Origin of the sequence: Micromonospora trifolii (genome assembly GCF_022229005.1) — a bacterium.
Lineage (GTDB): Bacteria > Actinomycetota > Actinomycetes > Mycobacteriales > Micromonosporaceae > Micromonospora > Micromonospora trifolii.
Genome location: NZ_JAKKFD010000003.1, coordinates 231,664 through 251,333, shown reverse-complemented (window position 1 = coordinate 251,333; position 19,670 = coordinate 231,664). Strand labels below are relative to the sequence as shown.

Sequence of the window (19,670 nt, the reverse complement as noted above, 5' to 3'; positions counted from 1 at the left end):
CGCGTCTGCGGCACGCCGACGCAGACGAGAGGTACCGCGGATGACGGCGTACGACCTGACCCGAGCGGACTGGCGCACCAGCACGCGCAGCAGCGGCAACGGCAACTGCGTGGAGGTCGCGACAGTCGACGGTCAGGTCGCCGTCCGGGACAGCAAGGACCGCTCCGGCCCGGTGCTCGCCTTCGGTGCGACGGCCTGGCGGGCCTTCGTGCTCGGCGTCGGCGAGGTCCGTCGCTCCTGACGCACCCGTCCCGGTGCGAGACTGGGCCGTGCTCTCCGACGTAACACTTGACCTGCCGGTCCGTCCGGTGCTGCCGGCGCTGGTCGCGGCGCTCGACGCTGCCGGCGCCGGTGTGCTGGTGGCCCCGCCGGGCACCGGCAAGACCACTCTCGCGCCGCTGGCCGTGGCCGACCGGGTGACCGGTCGGGTCGTGATCGCCCAACCCCGCCGGGTGGCGGCCCGTGCCGCTGCCCGGCGTATGGCCGAGTTGCTCGGCGAGCGGGTCGGTGAGCGGGTCGGCTACGCGGTGCGCGGCGAGCGGCGGGTCGGCCCGGCCACCCGGATCGAGGTGGTCACCACCGGTCTGCTGGTCCGCCGGCTGCACCACGACCCGGAGCTGCCCGGCACCGGTGCCGTGCTGCTCGACGAGTGCCACGAACGCCAACTCGACGCCGACCTCGCGCTGGCCTTCACAGTGGAGGCGCGCGCCACCCTCCGGCCGGACCTGTGGCTGCTGGCCATGTCGGCGACCCCGGACACCGACCGGTTCGCCGCGCTGCTGGGCGGGCCCACCCCGGCCCCGGTGGTACGGGCCGACTCGGCGTTGCATCCGGTGCAGCGGATCTGGGTGCCCCCGGCGCGCCCGATCGCCCCGCCCGGGGCCGGGCCGGTGGACCGGGCCCTGCTCGACCACGTGGCCGCCACCGTCCGGCGGGCGCTGCGCGAGCATGACGGCGACGTGCTCGTCTTCCTGCCCGGGGCCGGCGAGATCGCGGCGGTCACCGGCCGGCTGGCCGACCTGCGGGACGCTGTCGCGCTGCTGCCGCTGCACGGCCGTCAACGCGGCACCGAACAGGACGCCGCGCTGCGTCGCGCGGACCGGCGGCGGGTGGTGCTGGCCACCGCGCTGGCCGAGACCAGCCTGACCGTCCCTGGTGTGCGGATCGTCGTGGACGCCGGGCTGTCCCGGGTGCCCCGGATCGACCTGGCCCGTGGGCTGGGCGCGCTGGTCACCGTGCCGGTCTCCCGCGCCGCCGCCACCCAGCGGGCTGGCCGGGCCGGCCGGGAGGCCCCCGGGTACGTCTATCGCTGCTGGTCGGCGGCGACCCATGAGCGGCTGCCCGCCCGCGCCGAGCCGGAGATCGCCACCGCCGACCTGACCGGTTTCGCGTTGGAGCTGGCCGCCTGGGGCCGACCGGACGGCGTCGGGCTCGCGTTGCCCGACGCGCCGCCGGTGGCCGCGATGACTGTGGCTCGGGACACCCTGGAGACCCTGGGCGCCGTCGACGCCGACGGTCGGATCACGGCGCGGGGGCGGTCGATCGCCGCGGCCGGGGCGCACCCACGGCTGGCCCGGGCGCTGCTCGACGGCGCCGGCCGGGTCGGCGCCGACCGGGCCGCCGAGGTGGTCGCCCTGCTCGCCGAGGAGAGCGCCGCCGGCCCCGGTGACGATCTGGTCGCCGGTTGGCGTCGACTGCGCACCGGCGTGGACGCGGGCGCGACAGCCCGCTGGCGCACCGAGGTACGCCGGCTGCGGGCCGCGCTGCCGGCCGGCGCCCCACCGAAGGGCCGCGCCGACGCCACCGGCCGCACCGGCTCGGGTGGGCTGAGCGACGATCTGGCCGCCGGGCTGCTCGTCGGCCTGGCGTACCCGGAACGGTTGGCCCGGGTGCGGCGGCCGGGCGGCTCGGCGTACCTGATGACCGGCGGGACCGCCGCGGAGCTGGCGGCCGGCTCGGGGCTGACCGGGTCCGACTGGCTGGCGGTGGCGGTCGCGGACCGCACCCCCGGCGCGCCGTCGGCCCGGATCCGCCGGGCCTCCCCGGTGGACGAGGCGACGGCCCGGGAGGCGGCCGGTCCGTTGCTGCGCACGGGCCGCGAGGTCGGCTGGTCCGACGGGGACGTGGTGGCCCGGGAGGTGACCCGGCTGGGCGCGATCGAGCTGGTCCAGCGACGGCTGGACCGGCCGGACCGGGCGGAGGTGGCCGCCGCGTTGCTGACCGGCCTGCGCCAGGACGGGTTGGGCCTGTTGCAGTGGACGCCGGCGGCGCGGGCGCTGCGCGAGCGGCTCGCGTTCCTCCGGCACCACCTGGGCGAGCCGTGGCCGGAGGTCGGCGACGACTCGTTGCTCGACGCCGCGCCGAGTTGGCTGGGCCCGGAGCTGGCCGCCGCGCGACGCCGGGCCGACCTGGCGCGAGTGGACGTGTCGTCGGCGCTGCGTCGGTTGCTGCCGTGGGCGCAGGCCGCCCGCCTCGACGAGCTGGCCCCGGAGCGGATCGAGGTGCCGAGTGGTTCTCGGATCCGGCTCGACTACGGCGACCCGGGCGCGCCGGTGCTCGCCGTGAAGCTCCAGGAGACATTCGGTTGGCCGGCGGCCCCCCGCATCGCCGACGGTCGGGTGCCGGTGCTGCTGCACCTGCTCTCCCCCGCCGGCCGCCCGGTGGCGGTCACCGCGGACCTGGCGTCGTTCTGGCGTACCGGCTATCCGCAGGTCCGCTCCGAGCTGCGCGGACGCTATCCCCGGCACCCGTGGCCGGAGGATCCGGGAACGGCGACACCCACCCGGCACGCCACGCCGCGCCGGCGCTGAGCGTCGGTCTACTCCTCGACGACGTCGGCCACCACGACTGTGACGTTGTCCGGCGCGCCGGCGTGCAGGGCCAGGTCGATCAGCTTGGCGGCGCAGGCGTCCCGGTCCGGATAGCCGCTGAGCACCTCGGTGAGGGTGTCCGGGCGGACCACGTTGGAGAGGCCGTCGCTGCACAGCAGCCACCGGTCGCCGGCCCGGGGCACCATCGTCGCGTACGACGGGGAGACCTCTTCGCCCTGCAACGCCTGGGTGACCACGGCCCGGCGCGGGTGGCTGCTGGCCTGGTCCGCGGTGATGACGCCCTGATCCACCAGCATCTGGACGAACGTATCGTCCCGGGTGACCTGCTTGAGCACGCCCTCGCGGTACAGGTAGGCCCGGGAGTCGCCGACGTGTGCGAGCGCCAGGCAGCTGCCGGTACGGGCGAAGAGCAGGGCGGTCAGCGTGGTGCCCATGCCCTGGCGCTCGGAGTCCTCGACGACCGCCTGTTGGATCCGGGAGGTGGCCAGTGCGATGCCACCTTCGAGCGCGGCCACCAGGGCGTCCTCGGGTGTCTCCACGTCCAGCGGGGCGACCGCGTCGATGGTGAGGGCGCTGGCCAGGTCGCCGGCGGCCATTCCGCCCATACCGTCGGCGACGGCGACGAGCCAGGTGCCGGCGTGCAGGGCGTCCTGGTTTCCGCTGCGGATCAGCCCACGGTCGCTCGTTCCCACGGAACGCAGCTTCAGGGTCATGGGAGGCAGCCTGCCAGGCGAAGGGCGCAGTTGTCTCTAGGAGATCAGGACGACGGGGCGTGGCGCGGCCAATCTCACGTCCGGGTGGCGACGCGTCGGGGGAAGCCGGTCGGGCTGACCGCCCTCGTCGGATACCGAAACCCATTCGACCAGATCAATTGACATGACGTACCGGCACTGGAAACATCGAGCCGTCACCTGGGAGCGCTCCCAGGTTTTCTCCGTACCACAGTGCCACCACCACCGTCCCACTTTCCGTCCCGGAAGGACTCCCCGTGACGCCATCCCGACGCCGCCTGCTGTTGGCTGCGGCGACCTCTCTGGCCCTCATCGGCGCCGGCGCCGGCGCGGCCCACGCCGACCCACCACCGGACGCCCCCGAGCAGATCGACAACGGCGACTTCAGCGCCGGGGTGAGCCCCTGGTTCTCCTTCGGCACCGGCGCTTTGGCGGTCACCGACGGCCAGCTCTGCACCACCGTCGCAGGTGGGCTGGCCAACCCGTGGGACGCCGGCATCGGCCAGGACGGCGTGCCACTGATCGCCGGCGCCGAATACACCCTCGGCTTCGCCGTCTCCGCCACCCCCGGCGCCGCGGTCAAGGCCGTGTTGCAGCTCGGCAGCGCCCCGTACACCACGTACGCGGCGGTGGACGCCACAGCGACCGGCACCCTCCAGCGGGTCGAGCAGACCTTCACCGTCCCGGACGACAACCCCAGCGCCCAACTGATCTTCCAGGTCGGCGGTTCCGCCCAGGCGCAGACCATCTGCCTGGACGACGTCTCGCTGCGCGGCGGCGAGCCGCCCGAGCCGTACGAGCCGGACACCGGGCCACGGGTGCGCGTCAACCAGGTCGGCTACCTTCCCGGCGGCCCGAAGAACGCCACTGTCGTCACCGAGGCCACCGCAGCGCTGCCCTGGCAGCTACGCAGCGCCGCCGGCGCCGTCGTGGCCAGTGGCACCACCACCGCTCGCGGTGTCGACGCCGCCTCCGGGCAGAACGTGCAGACTGTCGACTTCTCCAGCTACCGCACCCCCGGCACCGGGCTCACACTCACAGTGGACGGCGAGACCAGCCACCCGTTCGACATCTCCGGCGCCCTCTACGACCAGCTGCGCTCCGACTCGTTGCAGTTCTTCTACGCCCAGCGCAGCGGCATCGCCATCGACGGTGACCTGATCGGCGACGAGTACGCCCGACCCGCCGGCCACCTCGGCGTCGCACCCAACCAGGGCGACACCAACGTGCCCTGCCAGCCGGGTGTCTGCGACTACTCCCTGGACGTGCGCGGCGGCTGGTACGACGCGGGCGACCACGGCAAGTACGTGGTCAACGGCGGCATCGCCACCTACCAGCTGCTGAACACCTTCGAGCGGACCAGGACGGCCGCCACCGCAAACGGCGGCGCCGAACTCGCCGACGGCACGCTGCGGGTGCCCGAGCGCGACAACGGGGTGCCGGACATCCTCGACGAGGCCCGCTGGGAGCTGGAGTTCCTGCTGCGCATGCAGGTGCCCGCCGGCAAGCCGCTCGCCGGCATGGTCCACCACAAGATCCACGATCAGAACTGGACCGGGCTGCCCCTCTCCCCGCACGACGACCCGCAGCCGCGCGAGCTGCACCCGCCGTCGACCGCGGCCACCCTCAACCTCGCCGCCACCGCCGCCCAGTGCGCCCGGCTCTTCGCCCCCTACGACGCGGCGTTCGCGACCCGCTGCGGCACTGCCGCGAAGACCGCCTACGCCGCGGCCAAGGCCCACCCGGCGGTGTACGCCAGCCCGACCGACGGCACCGGCGGTGGCGCGTACGACGACAGCTTCGTCACCGACGAGTTCTACTGGGCTGCGGCCGAGCTGTACCTGACCACCGGGGCGCAGAACTACCTGGCCGACGTGACCGCCTCACCGCACCACACCGGAAACGTGTTCGACGCCCGGGGCTTCGGCTGGCAGAGCGTGGCCGCGCTGGGCCGTCTCGACCTGGCCACCGTGCCGAACGGGCTACCCGCCGCCGATCTGGCCCGGGTCCGCGCCTCGGTCACCACCGCGGCCGACACGTACCTCGCCGAGCTGCGCCAGCAGGCGTACGGGCTGCCGATGCCCGGTGACGCCAACAGCTACTTCTGGGGCGGCAACAGCAACGTCATCAACAACGCCGTGGTGCTGGCCACCGCGTTCGACCTGACCCGCAACCCCGTCTACCGCGACGGCGCCGTACAGGCCATGGACTACGTCCTCGGTCGCAACGCCCTGAACATCTCCTACGTCACCGGCTGGGGAGAGCACGCCGCGCAGAACCAGCACAGCCGGATCTTCGGCCACCAGCTCGACCCGAACCTGCCCCGACCGCCCGCCGGCTCCCTCGCCGGTGGCCCGAACGCCGCCCTCCAGGACCCGTTCGTGGCGCAGCTGCTCGCCGGCTGCAAGCCGATGTTCTGCTACGTCGACGACATCAACTCGTACTCGACGAACGAGGTGGCGATCAACTGGAACTCGGCGCTGGCCTGGATCTCCTCGTTCCTGGCCGACCAGGGTGACGCCGGCGCCGTGCCGGCCACCACCTGCACGGCGCGCTACACCAACTACGGCGCCTGGCAGGGCGGCACCGGGTTCACCGGGCAGCTGACCATCCAGAACACGGGCACCGCGGCCATCAACGGCTGGAGCGTGCGCTTCGCGTTCACCGGTGACCAGCGGGTACGCGAGGCGTGGCTGGCGAAGGTCGCCCAGTCCGGCGCGACGGTGACCGCGCGCAACGAGTCGTACAACGCCAAGATCGCACCCGGCGGCAGCGTGACGTTCGGCTTCAACGCGACGACAGGCGGCGGCGCGAACCCGAGCCCCGGCCTGGTCACTGTCAACGGGGCGGCCTGCTCACTGACCTGACCGACGTCCTGGTGGCCGCCCGGGGAAGGCGGCCACCGGGACCGCACGATCGCGCGGCCGGCGGGTCAACCGCCGGCCGCGTTGTGCGTCGCGATCAGGCTCGGGAGTTCGTCCAACGAGTCGATTCGGAAGAGGCACCGCTCGGCCACCGTGGAGGGATCGAGGATGTGCCCCCACGGTCCGCGTCGGATCAGGCACGTCTGCATGCCCGCCTCCAGGGCCGGGCGCACGTCGTTGTCGGGCCGGTCGCCGACGTACAGGATCGACGACGCGACACCACCGCCCACGGCGACCACCCGCTCGAAGAACGCCGCTGACGGCTTCGCCACGCCCCACCCGTGCGACGTGCCGATCACGTCCACCGGAAGGTCGAGGTCGCGCAGGGTCGCCTCCGCGTGAGCTGGCTGGTTACCGGCCAGGCCGACGAACAGGCCCTGGTCCTTCAAGGACTCCAGGCACCCCCGCGCATCCGGGTAGAGATCCTCCTCGGCGAACGACTCCGGCTGGCCGGCAGCCGCCCGACGCTTCAACTCGATGGCGAGATCGAAGTCGGGCCGGAAGACCCGGAACGTCTCCTGATAGTCCAGTCCCCGGGCGATCACCGCACCGAAGACCGCCGAGAACGTGTGCCGGGGCACGCCGAGCCAGTCGGCCCAGGCAGCGAACTCGCGGGACTCGTCGAGAATGGTCCCACCAACATCGAAGATGACAGTGCCAATCATGCCCGTCCCCCGTCGACGCTCGCACCGTCGGTGAAGCATAGACGGGGGCACGACCGCCACCAGGCTTCCATGATCACTTTGATGGGTACCGCCGGCCCGCCAGGAGGCCGTCCGGGGCGAGCGGGCGGGGGCCTGCGGCTGACGCTGTCGAGCTGATGACGTGAACGAATCACCGGGGACGCCGCAAAACCGATGGATCGGTCACGTCGAGTGAGCCAGGGTGACGCCATGGATGGCGACGAATTGTCTGGCGCGGAGCGTCGAGTGTGGGCGGCGATGCCGGCGGGGTCCCGCAGCGCGTTGTCCGGGCTGTCCGGCGCGGACCTGCGTACTCTGCTGTTAGGCCTGGCCCGCGACCGGGCGGCGGCCACGCGTCCACCCGCTGTGGTACGACGGTGGCGCGAGGACCGCTTCGTCCGCCCGGCCCGCACCGACCCGCGCGTGCTCGCACGGGTGGAGGCCCGGATGTGGCAACTGCTGCCCACCGACGTCGCCGGGGTGGAGCTGTCGCCGGTCGTACCGGTCGGCACCTGCTCGGCTGTCGCACCGGTCAGCCAGAACAGGATCGTCACCACGATGCGCGCCAGCGAGGTGCTGAGCGATCCCACAAACGCCCTCGCCGTCGAGGCGGCCGTCCGTCGCCGCCGACAGAGCGAGGTGCACCTGGCCGCTGCCCATCGGGTGCTGCGGGCGCAGGATTTCGGCGGCGACGCGTCGGCGCACTTCCGGCTCTTCGCCCTGGTGTCCAGCGCCCGCGACACTGGGTCCGGCGGCACGCAGGCCCGACTGCTCGTCCGGCACCTCACCTACTGGCGGACAGTCCTCGCCGAGCTGGCGCCAGCCGTCGCGCCTCAGCTGCACGTCACCACCTTCGACGACCGGACCGTCCGGGAGCGGCTGGCCGACACCGTCCGACCGGCACTGGACGGAGGTGTGGTGCCGCTCGTCGACGAACCGGAGCGGTCTCGCGGTCGCGGCTACTACACGGGCTGCGCCCTGCGGATCACCGTTCTGGGCGGCAACCTGGAGATCGGCGACGGCGGCCTCACCGACTGGACCGCCCGGCTGACCGGCGACGCGAAGGAACGCTGCCTCGTCTCCTGCCTCGCCACCGAACGCCTCGTCGACGCCCTCAGCCGGTGACCCGGCACGCCGGCGCCCCCGAAGATCAGCTGTCGCTCCCGGCCGGGCCGCTCATCGTCACCGCCCACCCTCGCCGCTCATCGTCGCCGCCCACCCTCGCCGCCACCGTCGCCGCCCACCGTCGTCGCCCGGAGCCGCCAAACCTCGCCCACCGCGGGCCGGGCAAACTGTCGTACACCTGTTCTATTGTTGGTCCATGTTGGAGGAGTTGGCGCAGGCGGACGCGGCAGTCGCCGGCTGCGTTGACGCGTCGGCGTGGGCTCTTCCGGAGCACGACCTCGTCGCGGCACTCGACGCCGCGCACCGGCTCGAACAACGCCTGGCCATGGTCAAGCTGGCCCTCGTGCGGGAGCTGGACGGTCGAGGCACCTCGACCGCGCAGGGTGCGTCCTCGACGGCCGTGTGGCTACGGGACCGGCTGCGCCTCGGGGTTGGTGCCGCCCGCCGTCTGGTCGAGCTGGCCGCGACGCTCGATGCCGCCCCGGCCGGTGTGCAGGACGCGCTGGCCGGCGGGGCGGTCGACGTGGAGCAGGTCCGGGTCATCGCCGACACGGTCAGCACAGTGCACACGGCCGCTGGCGCGGAGGCTGCCGAGAAGGCTGTGGGCGTCCTGGTCGAGTGGGCCGGGCAGTTCGAGCCGACCCTGCTGCGCAAGCTGGGCACCCGGATCCTCGACCACGTCGCCCCAGAGGTCGCCGATGCCGCTGCCAAGGCGGCGATGGAGGCTGAGGCCCGCCGAGCCTGCCGAGACCGCCATGTGACGCTGTCCGAGCTGCGGGACGGCCGACTGCGACTTTCCGGCATCCTCGACGGCGAGGCGGCCGGTCTGCTGCGCGCCGCGATCGACCCGATGACCGCACCGTCCGGCCCAGACGATCCGCGTTCTCCCGGGCAACGCCGGCACGACGCTTTCTCCGACCTCTGCCGGCTTGCCCTGCGCACCGGTGAGCTGCCCGAGCACGGCGGCGAACCCGCCCAGGTCGTCGTCACCACCAGCTTCGAGACGTTGGCCCGGCGGCTCGGCGCCGGCACTCTCGACACGGGCCCGCAACTCACCCCGGAGACGGTCCGCCGCCTCGCCTGCGACGCCGCGATCCTGCCCGCCGTCCTCGGCGGCAGCGGTCAGACGCTCGACGTGGGCAGGCAACGTCGGCTCATCACCGGTCCCCTGCGACGCGCTCTGGTCCTGCGCGACCGCGGCTGCGCCTTCCCGGGCTGCGACCGCCCGCCCCGCTGGTGCGATGCCCACCACATCCACCACTGGGCCGACGGCGGCAGCACCAGTCTGACCAACGCCGTGTTGCTCTGCAGCCACCATCACCGACATGTCCACAGTGGCAAGTGGACCGTCCGGCTCGGCGGCGACGGTCACCCCGAATTCGTTCCGCCGGCCTGGCTCGACCCCGACCGGCTCCCCCGCCGCAACCAGTACCACCGGCGGACGTGACCTACCCAAGATCGTGTGTCCTGCCGATCAAGAGGTGACGGGCCGCCGTGGCTAGGGCGGCCGGTGATGGTCTCTGGTGGAGAAGATCTTTGTGCTGAGCCCACCCGACATCGGCCTGGACACGGGATGTGACGGGCACCGCACTACGCGGGGCATCGATGAGCAGGCGGCCGATCTAGGGTCGGTGAGTGGGCACCACGGCGGAGGTTCGCGACCGCTGGAGGTCGCTGTCGCCGCTGCCCCCGCCCGGCCGGCTACGCACCCTGTCGCTGGCCACCCTCGCCAACACGATTGGCACGGGGCTGTGGGTAACGGGTGCGGCGCTCTTCCTCACCCGCGCCGTGGGGCTGACCCCGACGGAGGTGGGGCTTGGGCTCACTCTCGCCGGCCTGGTCGGGCTCACTGCCAGCGTGCCGCTCGGCGGGCTCGCCGACCGGCGTGACCCCCGGAGCCTCCGCGCCGTCCTGCAACTGGCGCAGGCCGCCGTCGCCGCCGCGTACCTGCTGGTCGGCTCCTTCCCGCTCTTTCTGCTGGTGGCCACACTGGACGCTCTGCTGATCTCCGGCAACCTTGCCGTCCGCGCCGCGCTGGTTGCCGCGGTGGGCGGCCCGCAGGGCAGGGTGCACGCCTTCGCCACCCTGCGCGCGGTGGCCAACCTGGGCGTGGCGCTCGGTGCGGGGCTGGCCGCGTTCGCGCTGGTGGTGGACACCGGGTGGGCGTACCGACTGTTGGTGCTCGGCAACGTCGCCACCTATCTGGTCTCGGCGGCGCTGATCATGCGACTCCCGGCGTACCCGCCGGCCCGGCGACCCGTGCGTCAGAGAGCCGGCCGGGCGCTGCGCGACGGGCCGTTCCTCGCAGTCGCCGGGGCCTCGGCGGTGCTCTCCGTGCACCACGTGGCGTTGACGCTGGTGCTGCCGCTGTGGGTGGTGGCGCACACCGAGGCGCCGCTGGTGACGGTCTCCGCCCTCCTACTGGTCAACACACTGCTCACCGTGCTGCTCGCCGTACGGCTCAGCGGGAGCGCCAGGCACGCGGTGCCGGCGGCGACGACGATGCGCCGGGCGGGGTTGGTGCTCGCGGCCGGGATGCTGCTCTGGGCCGCGAGCGCGGTCGTGCCCACCTCGGTGGCGGTCGGCCTGCTGCTGGGCGCGACGGTGATCTACACCCTGGGCGACCTGTGGCACGCCGGGGCCGGGGCGACGCTGGCCTACGACCTCGCCGCACCGGACGCCCTCGGCGCCTACCAGGGGGTCGACGGACTGCTCGCCGGGCTGGTCCGCGCGGCGGGCCCGGCCCTGCTGACCTGGTTGATCATCGACGGCGGCCCAGTCGGCTGGCTGGCGCTGGCGGGGTTGCTCGCGCTCACCGGTCTCGCCGTGCCGCCACTCACCCGACGCGCCCTGGCCGACCGCGCCGACCGGTCACCGCACCCGGACTGACCGTCAGCCGATCTCCTCGTCGACGAAGCACCAGCGCCAGGCCTCGCCCGGCTGCGCCGAGCGGATCACCGGGTGGTTGGTCGACGCGAAGTGCTTGCTCGCGTGCTGGTTCGGCGACGAGTCACAGCAGCCGACCTGCCCGCAGCTCAGGCAGGTGCGCAGGTGCACCCAGTAGGTGTCGCCGATGGCGACGCAGTCCGCGCACTCGTCGGGGGTGCGCGGCTCGGCGGTGCCGGCCTCGGTCAGGTGCTGACAGCTCACTTCTCAACCTCTCGCAGCAACGACTCTTCCAGGTCCAGGTCACGGTAGGCCTGCACCAACACTTCCTCAGGAATCCGACCGGAGTCCCGGGCCGCCCGGAACACATCCCGCTCGGCGTCGATCATCTCCTGCCGCAGCCGACCGTACGCCTGCGACGGGGTCTCCCGCTCGTCGCCGCCGAGTCGTTCCCAGGCCATGTTGGTGCGGTCCTCCACCGCTCGGCGCAGCCGGTCCACCACCGCGTCCGGTGCGCTGTCGGCCAACTCGTCGAGGCGGTCCTGGGCGGCCTTGCTGGCCTGCTGCTGCACGGCGGCCGCGGAGAGCGCGTCCTGCACCGGGTCGTCCTGCGGCAACTTCAGCCGACGGGCGACCAGCGGCAGGGTGGCGCCCTGACCGACCAGGGTGAAAACGATCACGGCGAAGGCCAACCAGATCAACAACGCCCTGGGGTACGGCTCGTCGTCGGCCAGGGTCAGCGGCAGGGCCAGCGCGGCGGCCAGGGTCACCACGCCCCGCATGCCGGCCCAGCCGATGATGATCGGGAACTTCGGCGACGGCCGGGCGTCACGGCGGCGCACCCGGGGAACCAACCGGGCCAGGTAGGTGGCCGGGAAGAGCCAGATGAAGCGGGTCAGGAAGACGGTGGCGAGCACCGCGAAGGTGATCAGGATGAGCGAGCCGATCGGCTCGTCGAGGTCGCGCAGCACCTCCCGCAGTTGCAGCCCGACCAGCAGGAAGACCAGGCCCTCCAGCAGGAAACGGACCAGCCGCCAGAACGCGCCGATCTGCAACCGGGACGCCGCCGACAGCAGCTGGGGCAGCTTGTGCCCGAGCACCAGACCGGTGACGACCACCGCGACCACACCGGAGGCGTGCAGGTGTTCGGCGGTGAACACCACAGCGAACGGGATGATCAACGACAGCGCGTTGTCCAGCAGCGGGTCGGTGATCCGCCGATGCAGGAAGCCGAACACCAGAGCCCCGAGCGCCCCGATCAGGATGCCGCCGCCGGTGGATCGCAGCACCTCGATGGCGATCTTGTCGGCGCCGACGGCCGACCCGACGGTGGCCATCGTCGCGACCCGCAGCAGCACCAGCGCCGTAGCGTCGTTGACCAGGCTCTCGCCCTCCAGGATGGTGACGACCCGGCGAGGCAGCCCGACCCGGCGGGCGACGGCCGTGGCGGCCACGGCGTCCGGCGGGGCGACCACCGCGCCGAGCGCCAGGCAGATCGCGAACGGCAACTGCGGCAACAGCAGGTGCAGCACCAACCCGACCACGAACGCGGTGAACAACACCAGACCGACCGCGAGCAGCAGGATCGGCCGGATGTTGTTCTTGAACGCCGGCACCGAGGTCTCCAGCGCCGCCACGTAGAGCAGCGGCGGCAGGATGCCGACCAGCACCAGCTCCGGGTCGAGTTCGATCTGCGGGAAGCCCGGCACGAACGAGAGGGCCAGGCCGAGGACGACCAGCACGATCGGCGCGAGCAGGCCGAGCCGGCGGGCCAACGCGGCGCCCAGGGTGGCGATCGCCAGGAAGACGACGACCGGAAACAGGCTTTCCATGGGGTACGAGCCTAGGGGTACGCCTGTTCGGCCTCGATCAGCCGCCCGGGCGCAGCTTCGGCAGCACCTCCGCGCCGAAGGCGTCGATGAAGCCGCGCTGCTCCTGCCCGACGTGGTGCAGGGCGATCTGGTCGAAGCCGAGCTGCGCGTACTCCTCCAGCCAGCCGACGTGCCGGCCCAGGTCCGCCGACACGTTCACCACCTCGGCGACCCGCTGCGCCGGCACGTCGGCCGAGACCACGTCGAAGTGTTCGACGGTCTCCAGGTCCCAGCAGACCGGCGGGGCGAAGACGTTGCTGCGCCACTGGTCGTACGCGAGCGCCTCGGCCTGGGCCTGCTCCGGCGCCCAGGAGACGTGCACCTGGAGGTGCAGCGGCCCTCGTCCGCCCGCGTCCCGGTACGCGTCGATCATCTCGCGCAGGTGCGCCACCGGGGCGTTCACTGTGATCAGCCCGTCCGCCCATTCGGCGCACCAGCGGGCGGTGGCCACGCTGACCGCGGCACCGACCAGCGCGGGCGGCTGCTCGGGGCGGGTCCACAGGCGGGCCCGATCCACCCGGACCAGACCGTCGTGGCTGACCTCCTCGCCGGCCAGCAGGGCCCGGATCACGTCCACGCACTCGCGCAGCCGGGCACTGCGCAGGTCCTTGCGCGGCCACGGGTCGCCGGTGATGTGCTCGTTGCTGGCCTCGCCGGTGCCCAGGGCCGCCCAGAACCGGCCCGGGTACATCGCGCCGAGGGTGCCGATCGCCTGCGCGATGATCGCCGGGTGGTACCGCTGACCGGGCGCGTTGACCACGCCGAACGGCATGCCGGTGGCCTGCAACGCCGAGCCCAGCCAGGACCAGGCGAAGCCGGACTCGCCCTGCCGGGCGCTCCACGGGGAGAAGTGGTCGGAGCACATGGCGGCGTCGAAGCCGGCCCGCTCGGCGTGGATCACCGCCTCCAACAGGGCGCGTGGACCGATCTGCTCATGCGAGGCGTGGAACCCGAACGACGTCATGGGCACACTTCCTACCCACGACGGCACCGGCTGACGCGTGCCGCGCCCCGAACTACTCGGCGTGCGCGCCGGCGCCGGCCGAGGCGGCGCCCTCGCCCACCCAGACCGTCTTGGTGTTGCAGAACTCCCGCATGCCCAGCGCTGACAACTCCCGCCCGTACCCGGAGTTCTTCACGCCACCGAACGGCAACTCGGGGTAGGAGGTGGTCATCCCGTTGATGAAGACGTTGCCGGCGTCCAGGTCGGTGGCGAAGCGCTCCTGCTCGGCCGGGTCCCGGGTCCAGGCGTTCGAGCCGAGCCCGAAGCTGGTGCCGTTGGCGACCTCGATGGCCTCCTCGTACGACGAGACCCGGAACAGGCCGGCGACCGGGCCGAAGACCTCCTCGGACCACATCCGCATCTTCGGGGTGAGGTCGGTGACCACTGTCGGCGGGTAGAACCAGCCGTCGCCGGCCGGCGGCTCGCCGCCGCAGAGCACCGTCGCGCCGTTGTCCACCGCGTCGCGGACCTGGGCGTGGACCTCGTCGCGGCCACGCTCGCTGGCCAGTGGCCCGACGTCGGTGTTCGGGTCCATCGGGTCGCCGACGCGCAGCGCGGCCATGTTGGCGGCGAACTTCTCGGCGAAGGCGTCGAACACGTCGGTGTGCACGATGAACCGCTTCGCGGCGATGCAGGACTGGCCGTTGTTCTGGCAGCGGGCGGTGGTGGCCACCTCGGCGGCCCGGTCCACGTCGGCCGAGGGCATCACCACGAACGGGTCGCTGCCGCCGAGTTCGAGGACGGTCTTCTTCAGCTCCCGCCCGGCGATCTGCGCGATGGACCGGCCGGCGGGCTCGCTGCCGGTGAGCGTCGCGGCGCGTACGCGGGGGTCGCTGAGGATGTGGTCGACGGCTTCCGAGTCGACCAGCACTGTGGTGAAGGCGCCCTCGGGGAAGCCGGCTCGCCGGAACACGTCCTCCAGCAGCAGGGCGGTCTGCGGCACGTTCGAGGCGTGCTTGAGCAGGCCGGTGTTGCCGGCCATCAGCGCCGGGGCGGCGAAGCGCATCACCTGCCAGAGCGGGAAGTTCCACGGCATCACCGCGAGCACCACGCCGATCGGCTGGTAGCGGATGAACGCCCGGGTGGCCTTCACGGCGTCGGCGTCGGCGGGCTCGTCGGCGAGGAACGCGGGGGCCTTGTCGGCATAGAAGCGGGCGGCGGTGGCGCACTTAGTCACCTCGGCCTGCGCCGCGACGTACGTCTTGCCCATCTCCGTGGTCATGATCCGGGCGATCTCGTCGCGCTCGGCGTCCAGCAGGTCGGCCGCGGCGTTCATCCACTGGGCGCGCTGGTCGACGGTCGTCGACAGCAGCTGATGGAACGCGAGGTCGGTGCGCTCGATGGCGTCGTCGAGTTGCTCGGTGGACATCGCCTCATAGGTCTTGAGCACCTGTCCGGTGGCGGGGTTGGTGGTGGCGATGTGGGGCATCTCGTCCTCCTGTTACTCGAACAACGAGTGTCGTACGCCCGGCTCCTCGCGACGGCGGGCGGCGCGGCGGCGCTGGATCACGACCAGGTCGACCACGGCGACCACGGCGAGGATCGCGCAGAGTACGCCGAGCCAGGCGATGCCGGCCCAGAACGCCAGCACCGCGAAGAGCACCATGATCACCAGCCCGAAGCTGGCGAGGGTGAGCCGAAGGTTCAACGCGCTGTTCGCGTGGCCGACCGTGCCACGGGCGCGCCGGGGCTGCGATCTCGTCATACCCACCGATCTACCCCCGATCGGCCGGGTTAACCGGCTACCGCGCGCCTGCACACCCACCCTCGCCGGTGTGCTCCGGCACATCCGTTCGCGCCGCGGCCCCGTCGACCGCAGGATGGGCGCATGTCAATGACCCTCGCCGTGCCGGTGACCGTCTCCATCGCCCGCCGCGTCGACCCCGGCCGGGCCAGCGAGATGGTGGCCTGGATGCGGGCCGGCACCGCACTGGCCGAGGCGTTCCCCGGCTTCCTCGGCGCCGGCTGGGTGCAGAGCGGCCCCGGTTCGCCGGAGTGGCACATGCTCTACCGCTTCGCCGACGCCGAGACGCTGCGCCGGTGGGAGGAGTCGCCGCAGCGGCACTGGTGGCTCAGCTCGGCGCAGGGGATCGTCGAGCACACCCGGGTCGAGCGGCGTACCGGGATCGAGGGTTGGTTCGACAGGCCGCTGGAGCACTCGGTGGACCTGGTGGAGCCGGCCCCGCCCGCGTCGCCGCCGCGCTGGAAGCAGGCGGTGACCATCTGGCTGGCGTTCTTCCCACTGAGCCTGACCGCCACCCTGCTGACGAGCCGCTTCCTCGACGCGGTGCCGCTGGCGGCCCGGGTGCTGCTGATGACGCTCTGCCTGACCCCGCTGATGACCTATCTGGTGCTGCCCCGGATCACCCGGGCGTTGCACTGGTGGCTGCACGGTCAGCGGGCTCCGTGGCGGGACGCATAGCACGCCGACGGCTTCCGTGGCGGCACTCTGCCGCATAGCCGACAGCAACTTCCCGGCAAACCACATCCTGCGCATAGAGTTACCGCGCTGTCGCTCTGTGCTGCGGGAACGGGAGACGTCATGCCTCGACGCTGGGTCGCCGCCCTGGCCTGTCTCGCGGCGCTGGTCGCGCTGGCCTGCGAGGGCGGCAACTCCGCGACACCCCGCCCCACCACGAGTGCCCCGCCGTCGAGCGGGCCCGGCGGCATCGCCGCCCTCGGCGACTCGATCAGCACCGGCTTCGCCTCCTGCCTGGTGCTCACCTCGTGCGAGCGCAACTCCTGGTCGACAGGGGACGGGCTGCGGGTGCAGAGCCACTACCGACGGCTGCTCGAACAGAACCCGGCGATCCGCGACCGGACGTACAACCATGCCCGTCCCGGCGCCCGCGCGGACGCTCTCGTCGGTCAGGCCCAGGCGGCGGTACGCGACCGCGCCGACTACGTCACGGTGCTGATCGGCGCCAACGACGCCTGTCGGGGCGGGGTGGACGCGATGACGCCGGTGGCGCAGTTCCGGACCGACGTCGACCGAGGGCTGCGGGTCCTGCGGACCGGCCGGCCGAAGGCCCGGGTGCTGGTGGCGAGCATCCCCGACCTGTACCGACTCTGGGAGGTCGGGCACGACGACGCCCGGGCGACCCGTGCGTGGCGGCGGGGCATCTGCCCGGCCCTGCTGGCCGAGGCGACCTCCACCGCACCCGCCGACCGGGCGCGCCGGGCCGCCGTCCGGGACCGGATCGACGCGTACAACGCCGAGTTGAAGGCGGCCTGCCGGGCGTACGGGTCACGGTGCCGGCACGACGGCGGCGCGTTGCACAAGGTCCGGTTCACCCTGGACCTGCTCAACCCGCTGGACTGGTTCCACCCGAACGCCACCGGCCAGGGCCGCATCGCCGAGGTGACCTGGCGCTCCTCCGGCCTGGCCGGCTGACGACCGCCGAACGGGCAGTCAGGGTTGGCGCGGCTCCGGGACGGCGTTGCCGCGGGCGCCGTAGAGGGCCCGGGATCGCTGGGCGAGATCCTTTGTAGCTGATGAGTTGGCCCAGGTGCCGAGCACGATGGCCGCACCGGGGACGACCTTGGCGACCATCCGCTTCGCGGCCCGGACGCCGGCCATCTGGGCCAGCCGGATGCCGAGTTGCAACATGACCCGACCGAGCGGGCGCTGGCCGCCCAGGCCAAAGAGGGCGTCGGCGCGTTCCCGGCCGGCGGCCACGCCGAGCGCCAGCCGGGCGCTCTCGGCGACCTTGTGCACCCGCTGGAGCACCAGCAGGTCGGTGGCTCGATCACTGTGCAGCGGGTCGACGTCGTACGCGGCGGCGATGTGCAGCACCATCCGCGCCTGGGTCCAGGCCAGCACACCCACGTCGATCACGGCGCCGGGCAGCCCGGCCACGCCGGAGACCGCACCGGACAGTCGGGCCAGGTTGACGAACTTGCGGGCCGCCTGGTCGGCCAGGGCGTCGGCGGAAACCCCGGGCTGCTCGGCCCGGGCTCGGGCGGCCCACTGCACGGCTTCCGGCCCGAGGCGGCGCACCGCCTCCAGGGCAAGGTGCTCCGGCGCGTACTGCGGGTCGTCCCGCATCCGGTCCCAGAGCCGGGCCGGCGGACCCTCGGGGGCGTCCACCGGCCCGGCCGGCAGGTCGGCGGACGGCTGCGGAGCAGGGGCGGCAGGCTGGCCGCCAGCGGACGGGGTGTCGGTCACCAGGTCTCCCCAGGGGTGGAAACGGTGGACAGGGCGGCCGATGGAGCGGTCAGCGGCGGCGGTTGGACAGCCGAGCCGCCAACCCCTTCAGCTTCTGCTGGTTGCCCGGCTTGGCCATCTCTCGACGACCTCGCTCGACCAACTGCTGCCCCTTCGGCGATCTCAGGAACGTGGTGATCCGCTGCATCAGTGACATGACGTCCTCCTGTCGATGATCCCGTACTCATGTGTACCCCGAACCTGCAACACATGTACCCGGGATGCGACAGCCTCAACCCCGACCGTCCATAGTGGGCGGTAGGTTACCGCCCCGCCGGCACGATGGCGTCAACGACCCGGGTGGCCCGCCACTCGTGCTGCTGGTAGTGCTCGGGGTACGCGGAGACCTGCACCGCCTGAGCCGCGTCGGTGAGCCGCATCCGCTGCCAGCCGGGCACCTGCTCCAGCGCGCTGAGGAACTGCCGGGTGGCGAACTCGGGGTCCATCAGCCGCCCAACCGGGCCCCAGCCGCTGCTGGAACGCTGTTGGAACAACCCGACCGAGTCGTGGTCCCAGCCGACGCCCTGGTGCGGATAGTCCTGTGACTCCGGCAGCACGCCGCTGGCCACGTTGTAGAGGTTGCTCTCCTGCATCGCGGTGGCCACCGCGATCACCAGACCCCGGCGGGGCACCCCCATCTTGCGGCCGGCGCGGACGATCGCCTCGGCATTCTCCATCTGGTCCTCGTCCAGCCCGGCGACGGGCGCCGGGTCGGTCGGGCGAGCCGGGGCGGCCTTGCGGGCCGGCGCGCTGGTGTCCGGGTCGGCAGGGCTCGCCGGCGCGGACTGGGCGGCGGCGGAGGTGCTCGGGGCAGCCGTACGGTCCAGGGAACGGGAGGCGCCCTGCTGCTCGGCGCGCTGCGCCAGCTCGGCACTGGAGAGCGATCCACTCCGGGTCGCCGCGTCGGCGTCCTCGTTGCGAACCTGGACGACGGCGGTCAGACCGAGGCAGCACACCACACCGGTGGCCAGCGCCATCTGTGCCCGGCGTCGACCGGTCAGGTCCCGGGCGTACGCCCGGAGCCGGCTCGCGGTGGTTGTCCGTTCGGTTGAGGTGCCATCCTCCGTATCGGCAGTGGGCCTGCTCGGGGCGTACGGGTCGTCGAGGGTGCCGTCGTCACGCATCAACCGAGGCTAGGCAGGTGCAAACCCTGATCACGCACGGTGATCACGTGGCGCTCGACACAGAACTGACCCGTACTGGTGGACGACCCGGGCGGGTCGACCCGCCCGGGGAACGGACCTCGCGTACCGGATGAAGCTGGCGCCGCACGCGGACCGGCACGGGCCGGGACAGCGCCGGACATCCGACCGCCGAGCCTGACATGATCGACAAACTCGGCCTTTGGGCCGAACCGACCCTCGGCCGATCGGCCACGAGGCTCGGCCTGGTGGCGTAAACAGCCGATA

The 19,670-nt window shown here is 72.8% G+C and carries 18 protein-coding genes; 8 read left to right on the top strand and 10 right to left on the bottom strand.

Going from position 1 to position 19,670, the window contains the following annotated elements:
* The first annotated feature begins 40 nt into the window (after positions 1-40).
* Both NIE79_RS03805 and hrpB read left to right on the top strand, forming a co-directional pair.
* The gene (locus NIE79_RS03805; protein WP_112678514.1) at positions 41-241 is read left to right on the top strand and encodes a DUF397 domain-containing protein; all 201 of its coding nucleotides are present in this window, start codon (positions 41-43) and stop codon (positions 239-241) included.
* A 28-nt stretch (positions 242-269) separates the two neighbouring features.
* The gene (hrpB, locus tag NIE79_RS03800) at positions 270-2,810 is read left to right on the top strand and encodes an ATP-dependent helicase HrpB (protein ID WP_238677209.1); all 2,541 of its coding nucleotides are present in this window, start codon (positions 270-272) and stop codon (positions 2,808-2,810) included.
* 8 nt (positions 2,811-2,818) lie between these two features.
* On the opposite strand, the gene NIE79_RS03795 is transcribed toward hrpB, so the two are convergent.
* Positions 2,819-3,544: a PP2C family protein-serine/threonine phosphatase gene (locus NIE79_RS03795; protein ID WP_238677208.1), complete on the bottom strand. Its 726-nt coding sequence runs from the start codon at positions 3,542-3,544 to the stop codon at positions 2,819-2,821.
* A 275-nt stretch (positions 3,545-3,819) separates the two neighbouring features.
* Here NIE79_RS03795 and NIE79_RS03790 point away from each other — a divergent pair, with 275 nt between their 5' ends.
* On the top strand, positions 3,820-6,429 hold the full coding sequence (locus tag NIE79_RS03790; RefSeq protein WP_238677207.1) for a glycoside hydrolase family 9 protein: 2,610 nt from the start codon (positions 3,820-3,822) through the stop codon (positions 6,427-6,429).
* A 65-nt stretch (positions 6,430-6,494) separates the two neighbouring features.
* Here NIE79_RS03790 and NIE79_RS03785 read toward each other — a convergent pair whose 3' ends face one another.
* On the bottom strand, positions 6,495-7,151 hold the full coding sequence (locus tag NIE79_RS03785; RefSeq protein ID WP_238677206.1) for an HAD family hydrolase: 657 nt from the start codon (positions 7,149-7,151) through the stop codon (positions 6,495-6,497).
* Positions 7,152-7,379: 228 nt separating this feature from the next.
* Here NIE79_RS03785 and NIE79_RS03780 point away from each other — a divergent pair, with 228 nt between their 5' ends.
* The 3 genes from NIE79_RS03780 to NIE79_RS03770 all read left to right on the top strand — a co-directional run bounded on the left by NIE79_RS03780 (position 7,380) and on the right by NIE79_RS03770 (position 11,183).
* Positions 7,380-8,294 carry a hypothetical protein gene (locus tag NIE79_RS03780; RefSeq protein WP_238677205.1) on the top strand — a complete coding sequence of 305 codons (915 nt, stop codon included), beginning with the start codon at positions 7,380-7,382 and terminating at the stop codon, positions 8,292-8,294.
* A 196-nt stretch (positions 8,295-8,490) separates the two neighbouring features.
* Entirely contained in the window at positions 8,491-9,741 is a 1,251-nt protein-coding gene (locus tag NIE79_RS03775) for an HNH endonuclease signature motif containing protein (RefSeq protein WP_238677204.1), read from the top strand.
* Between the two features lie 188 nt (positions 9,742-9,929).
* Positions 9,930-11,183: an MFS transporter gene (locus tag NIE79_RS03770; RefSeq protein WP_238677203.1), complete on the top strand. Its 1,254-nt coding sequence runs from the start codon at positions 9,930-9,932 to the stop codon at positions 11,181-11,183.
* Positions 11,184-11,186: 3 nt separating this feature from the next.
* Here the strand turns inward: NIE79_RS03770 and NIE79_RS03765 are convergent, their stop codons facing one another.
* From NIE79_RS03765 to NIE79_RS03745, 5 genes are read right to left on the bottom strand one after another with little or no spacing between them, the layout of a single operon-like run.
* The gene (locus tag NIE79_RS03765) at positions 11,187-11,444 is read right to left on the bottom strand and encodes a UBP-type zinc finger domain-containing protein (protein WP_238677202.1); all 258 of its coding nucleotides are present in this window, start codon (positions 11,442-11,444) and stop codon (positions 11,187-11,189) included.
* Positions 11,441-13,012, bottom strand: coding sequence for a Na+/H+ antiporter (locus tag NIE79_RS03760; RefSeq protein ID WP_238677201.1), 1,572 nt, complete (start codon positions 13,010-13,012; stop codon positions 11,441-11,443). The genes NIE79_RS03765 and NIE79_RS03760 overlap by 4 nt, the downstream gene beginning before the upstream one ends.
* 37 nt (positions 13,013-13,049) lie before the next feature.
* A complete protein-coding gene (locus tag NIE79_RS03755; RefSeq protein ID WP_238677200.1) occupies positions 13,050-14,015 on the bottom strand; it encodes a TIGR03885 family FMN-dependent LLM class oxidoreductase in 966 nt (321 codons plus the stop codon).
* Positions 14,016-14,067: 52 nt separating this feature from the next.
* A complete protein-coding gene (locus NIE79_RS03750; RefSeq protein ID WP_238677199.1) occupies positions 14,068-15,483 on the bottom strand; it encodes an NADP-dependent succinic semialdehyde dehydrogenase in 1,416 nt (471 codons plus the stop codon).
* Between the two features lie 12 nt (positions 15,484-15,495).
* Positions 15,496-15,759, bottom strand: a complete 264-nt coding sequence (locus NIE79_RS03745) for a DUF6343 family protein (RefSeq protein WP_238677198.1) — start codon at positions 15,757-15,759, stop codon at positions 15,496-15,498.
* Between the two features lie 123 nt (positions 15,760-15,882).
* On the opposite strand from NIE79_RS03745, the gene NIE79_RS03740 reads away from it, so the two are divergent.
* Both NIE79_RS03740 and NIE79_RS03735 read left to right on the top strand, forming a co-directional pair.
* The gene (locus NIE79_RS03740) at positions 15,883-16,476 is read left to right on the top strand and encodes an antibiotic biosynthesis monooxygenase (RefSeq protein ID WP_091401579.1); all 594 of its coding nucleotides are present in this window, start codon (positions 15,883-15,885) and stop codon (positions 16,474-16,476) included.
* 120 nt (positions 16,477-16,596) lie between these two features.
* Positions 16,597-17,448, top strand: coding sequence for a GDSL-type esterase/lipase family protein (locus NIE79_RS03735; protein WP_238677197.1), 852 nt, complete (start codon positions 16,597-16,599; stop codon positions 17,446-17,448).
* 18 nt (positions 17,449-17,466) lie between these two features.
* Here the strand turns inward: NIE79_RS03735 and NIE79_RS03730 are convergent, their stop codons facing one another.
* The 3 genes from NIE79_RS03730 to NIE79_RS03720 all read right to left on the bottom strand — a co-directional run bounded on the left by NIE79_RS03730 (position 17,467) and on the right by NIE79_RS03720 (position 19,385).
* Positions 17,467-18,222: an EcsC family protein gene (locus tag NIE79_RS03730; RefSeq protein ID WP_372471404.1), complete on the bottom strand. Its 756-nt coding sequence runs from the start codon at positions 18,220-18,222 to the stop codon at positions 17,467-17,469.
* A 49-nt stretch (positions 18,223-18,271) separates the two neighbouring features.
* The gene (locus NIE79_RS03725) at positions 18,272-18,418 is read right to left on the bottom strand and encodes a hypothetical protein (protein WP_167457721.1); all 147 of its coding nucleotides are present in this window, start codon (positions 18,416-18,418) and stop codon (positions 18,272-18,274) included.
* A gap of 106 nt (positions 18,419-18,524) precedes the next feature.
* Positions 18,525-19,385: a peptidase M23 gene (locus NIE79_RS03720; RefSeq protein WP_238677196.1), complete on the bottom strand. Its 861-nt coding sequence runs from the start codon at positions 19,383-19,385 to the stop codon at positions 18,525-18,527.
* Positions 19,386-19,670: the final 285 nt, after the last annotated feature.